5 protein-coding genes are annotated in these 4,753 nt (G+C 41.8%); all 5 read right to left on the bottom strand.

The genetic code is table 11. The annotated features are described in order from the left end of the window. Window positions 1-6 precede the first annotated feature (6 nt). The gene (locus B4C08_RS10485) at window positions 7-510 is read right to left on the bottom strand and encodes a YchJ family protein (protein ID WP_296665177.1); all 504 of its coding nucleotides are present in this window, start codon (window positions 508-510) and stop codon (window positions 7-9) included. Between the two features lie 75 nt (window positions 511-585). Beyond that, on the bottom strand, window positions 586-1,827 hold the full coding sequence (locus B4C08_RS10480) for a phenylacetate--CoA ligase family protein (protein WP_296665176.1): 1,242 nt from the start codon (window positions 1,825-1,827) through the stop codon (window positions 586-588). Next, the gene (locus tag B4C08_RS10475) at window positions 1,824-2,408 is read right to left on the bottom strand and encodes an indolepyruvate oxidoreductase subunit beta (RefSeq protein ID WP_296665174.1); all 585 of its coding nucleotides are present in this window, start codon (window positions 2,406-2,408) and stop codon (window positions 1,824-1,826) included. Before B4C08_RS10475 ends, B4C08_RS10480 begins: the two co-directional genes overlap by 4 nt. Before the next feature lie 11 nt (window positions 2,409-2,419). After that, window positions 2,420-4,246, bottom strand: a complete 1,827-nt coding sequence (iorA, locus tag B4C08_RS10470) for an indolepyruvate ferredoxin oxidoreductase subunit alpha (protein ID WP_296665172.1) — start codon at window positions 4,244-4,246, stop codon at window positions 2,420-2,422. A gap of 161 nt (window positions 4,247-4,407) precedes the next feature. Continuing rightward, on the bottom strand, window positions 4,408-4,753 hold a 346-nt coding region (locus tag B4C08_RS10465), incomplete at its 5' end, for a hypothetical protein (RefSeq protein WP_296665170.1).

Raw genomic sequence — 4,753 nt, 5'->3', positions numbered from 1 at the left:
GCTGCGTCAATTCTTGCCGCAGCAATTTTTATATTTTTTTCCGCTTCCACAAGGGCATGGTTCATTGCGGCCGATTTTTCTGCCTTCTCTTACAACTGTTGTTGGGCGCATCATGCCTTCGCTATAAAGCCATTCGCCGTTTACTTTTTTGAAGCCGCCGATTTCGTGGTGAATGTCGTGCATTCCTTTTGAAGTGTATTCAGCTTCAAATTCAACAATGCCCTCGTCGTCGTTTTCTGTTCCTTTTTCTGTACGAAGAATTTTCAAGCCATGCCAAGTGCTGTTGTTGCTCCAATCTTCAGTTGCCTTGCGGTCAATTTCTGCAATTTTTTCGCTTTTCTCGCAGCTGTTGATAATAAAATCAATTTCATGCTTTACATAAGCTGTATAGCGCGCCCTCATAAGAGCTTCAGCAGTTTTTGCTTTTTCTGTGCCTTTTATAATTTTTTCGCAGCATTCAGCATAATCTTTTCCTGAACCGCATGGACACAAATCTTTTTTATCGCTCATAGTTTCTCCAAAAAAATTCTGTTTGTAAATATTTTTTTATTCTACCAATTTATCCAACTTGTTGCAAACTCTATTTCAGTTGTCGCGGTAGTCGGTTACGCGCTTTGTTTTCTTTTCACTGCGTGGAAGAGTACCAACCGGAACAATTGTAATTTTTGGAGTTACTCCGATTTTAGACTTGAACATTTCGCCGATTTTTTTTGCGGTTTCGTCAAAGTTCACTCTGCCCTCGGCTTCCGCAGTAAGAATCATAATGTCCTTGTTGATTTCGTCATCGTGCGCAATTGCAATTGAATATTCGCTTGAAACTCCGTCAACATTTTGCAGTAACTCTTCAACTTGGCTTGGGAACATATTTACGCCGTGAACTTTAAACATGTCGTCGCTTCTTCCCTTTATCATGTCGATTCGCGGATAGCATCTTCCGCAGCTGCATTTTTCAGGAATAATTCTTGAAATGTCGTGCGTTCTGAACCTTAAAAGCGGTGCTCCTTCCTTTACGAGAGTTGTAATTACGATTTCGCCTTCTTCTCCGTCCGGCAAAATTTTTCCAGTTTTCGGATCGATTATTTCTATATAAATGTAATCGTCCCAATAATGAATGCCGCTTTCTTTTTCGCAGTTGATTCCGATTCCCGGTCCGTAAATTTCTGTAAGTCCGTAAATGTCGTAAAGCTCAATTCCAAGCTCGTCTTTGATATACTTGCGCATTTTTTTTGACCAGCGTTCAGAACCGAACACGCCTTTCTTCAAACAAATTTTGTCTTTGAGTCCACGCTTATTGATTTCCTCCGCAAGCAAAAGAGCGTAAGAAGAAGTCGCCGTGATTACAGTTGATTTTAAATCCTGCATCATCTGAAGCTGTTTTTCTGTGTTGCCCGGTCCCATCGGAATTGCCATTGCGCCAAGTTTTTCGCATCCAGCCTGAAATCCGATTCCCGCTGTCCAAAGTCCGTAGCCCGGCGTAATCTGGATTCTGTCTTTTTTTGTGATTCCGGCAGTTTCGTAGCAGCGCGCAAACATAATCGCCCAGTCGTCAACATCTTTTGCAGTGTACGGAATTATAACCGGCTTTCCTGTTGTTCCTGACGATGAATGGATTCTAACAATTTCTTCATCCGGCACAGCCTGAATTCCAAGCGGATATGCGTTGCGCAAATCGTCCTTGCTAGAAAACGGAAGGGATTCAAATTCTTCCTGACTTGAAACGCCGGTAATTTTTTTCTCTTTCAAAATTTTTCCGTAGTAACTGTCGCCTGCAATAAGACGCTTAATCTGCTTGTCAACTTGAGCAAGCTGCTTTTCATTCAATTTCATATTTTTCCTCCAAAGCCTTTTTCCAATGCCTTTATGTTAATGTCAACCAACGCAGGTTTTACCGTTGTTCTTAAAGCTTCTTTTATTTTTTCTATGCTGATTCCGTTTATTCCGCGTGAAGCCGCCGCGCCCAAAAGAATTGTGTTTACAACTTTTGAAGTGCCAAGCTCACAACAAATTTTTTCTGAATCAACAACGCAAACAGAGTTACAATTTTTATTCAGAAATTCCAAAAGAGTATTTTCATCAGTTGAATTTTCTTTTCCGGCGCAAGCTGAAGACAACGTAACTTTTTTATTCACAACGATTGTTCCGCCGCGTTTTAAATACTGAATGTTTCTTACAGCTTCTGTCATTTCAAAAGAAATAATCATGTCCGCCTGACCAAGTGGAATGAGGGGCGACCAGCAGTTTTCTCCGATTCTAACGTGGCTTACGACTGAACCGCCGCGCTGAGCCATTCCGATTGTTTCCGCAGAGTGAACCGTAAGCCCGCAAAGAAGAGCCGCCTGATCCAAAAGTTTAGCGGCAAGAACAGTTCCCTGCCCGCCGATTCCGCATATCAAAATATTCACACTCATTTTTTCCGCCTTTAATTTTTTGAAGCAATCGCATTCACCGGACAAATCTGCGAGCACAACGAACAACCCGTACATAGCGAAGAGTCAATCTGGGCTTTTTTGCCGTTCATGCCTAGAGCTGGACAGCCAATTTCGTTTATGCATTTTTTGCAGCCGACGCATTTTTCATTTTCAACGTAAAGAGCAGGCTTTCTAAATTCCTTGAATTCTTCCTTGCGCAAAAGTGCGATACACGGAGACTTGAAAATCACCGCGCTGACTCCTTTGTGCGAATCGCATTCTTTTACTGCCGCAATGCTTTCTTCCAAGTTGAACGGATTCACCGTAACGACAGGCTCAACTCCGACCGCCTTGAGGATTTTTTCTATGCTGATTTTTTCCGTGATTTCGCCCATCATCGTAACGCCTGTTCCGGGATGAGGCTGATGTCCTGTCATTGCAGTTGTGGAATTGTCCAGAATGCAGATTGTCTGGCGAGCTTGATTGTAGACCGCATTCACAACGCCTGTGATTCCAGAAGCAAAGAAAGTTGAATCGCCGATGAACGAAAAACAGTGCCTGTCGTTTTCCGCATGAAAGAATCCCTGCGCCATGGTTATGTCCGCGCCCATGCAAAGGCAAGTGTCGCACATATCAAGCGGCTTGGCATTTCCCAAAGTGTAGCATCCGATGTCGCCGCAGTAGACAGTCTTCTCGCCTTTCATCGCCTGCTTTACCGCATAAAAACTCGCACGGTGAGGACAGCCTGCGCAAAGAACAGGAGGACGCACAGGAAGAGGAGGAAGCTCAATTTTATTTTCTGAAAGTTCAAGTCCAAGAAATTTTGCAATCGCCTGCTTTGCAATTTCTACAGAATATTCTCCGGCTTCTGGAATTTCTTTTGTGAGTTTTCCGTGAATTTTATTTTCAAGATGATTTTTTCCGCACAGCTTTAAAAGCTCGTTTTCAATAACCGGGTCAAGCTCTTCAATTACAAGAACTTCTTCTGCGTCCGTTAAAAAATTTTTTGCAAGCTCAGACGGAAAAGGATAAGGCGTTCCGATTTTTAAAACAGGAATATTTTTTTCGCCAAGAATTTCCAAAGCTTCCTTCGCATAACAATAGCTCACGCCGCTTGCAACGATTCCTTTTTTGCTGCCCGGAATTTTGTTTTCTATAAAATCAAATTTGCTTTTTGAAAATTCAGACGGAAGAATAAATTCGTTGCGTTCAAAAATCCGCTTGTGGTTCAAAAAAGATGTGCGTGGAAAAATTACCCAGCGGCTTGTGTCCTTTTCAAATCCTTTAATTTTTTTTGCCTTTGGAAGCTCCGGAATTTCCATGCTTGCGTATCCGTGGTCAACTCTCGTTGTAGGGCGAAGCAATACCGGCGTATTGTATCTTTCAGAAAATTCAAATGCCTGCTGAATCATCTCAAATGCTTCTTCCGGCGAGCTTGGATCAAAAACTGGAATCTTTGAAAACGCACCATACATTCTTGTGTCTTGTTCTGTCTGCGAGCTGATTGGTCCCGGATCGTCCGCGCTTACAATTACCATTCCGCCTTTTACGCCAACGTAGGAAAGACACATTGCAGGGTCGCCGGCAACATTCAGTCCAACTTGCTTCATTGTGACCAAAGTGCGCGCGCCGCAATAAGAAGCTCCAGCCGCAACTTCAAGAGCCGCTTTTTCGTTGACCGACCATTCTATGTAAGCGCCAGTCTGCTTTATATATTTTGCCGCAAATTCTATTATCTCTGATGAAGGCGTTCCCGGATAGCCGGAAATTACATTTACCCCGGCACAAATTGCGCCCAAGGCAATCGCCTCGTTTCCCATTATCATTTTTTTGGACATTGCGAAAAACCTCAAAAAGATTAAAAAGTGTATGTATCTTTTTATAGTAACATGAATATTGGGGTTTTACAATAGAAAATTTTAAAGACAAAAAAGGCTGCCAATTGCTTGAAGCGCATTCCAAGAACTGACAGCCTAAAAATTATTCAGTGAAGAAAAAGTTATTTTTTAATATAATAACTAGTCTCATCATCCGTTACAGCAGTCAATGTATTTCCATTAATTGTAGCTTTAATAACAAGTTTTGAAGCATATTCTGACGGAACATCAACAAGCTCCATTGATTCAGAGTCTTCAAGTGCGCCTTTTACAATTTTCTTTATTGTTATTACAACATTTCCATCTTTTGTTGTATCACCAGTATATGTTCCAGTTGCAACAGTTATATTTATGCCTTCAGAAGAATTTACATCTTTAAATGTGCTGTCATCATAGAAGTAAAGTGTTTCTGTAACAACAGAACCATCATCCTCTTCCGTACAATACCAAGTTGTTACAACGCTTGGA

The organism is Treponema sp. UBA753, from assembly GCF_002297325.1.
Classification (GTDB): Bacteria; Spirochaetota; Spirochaetia; order Treponematales; family Treponemataceae; genus Treponema_D.
The sequence above is the reverse complement of the archived record's forward strand: the minus strand, read 5'-3'. Positions and strand labels throughout refer to the sequence as shown.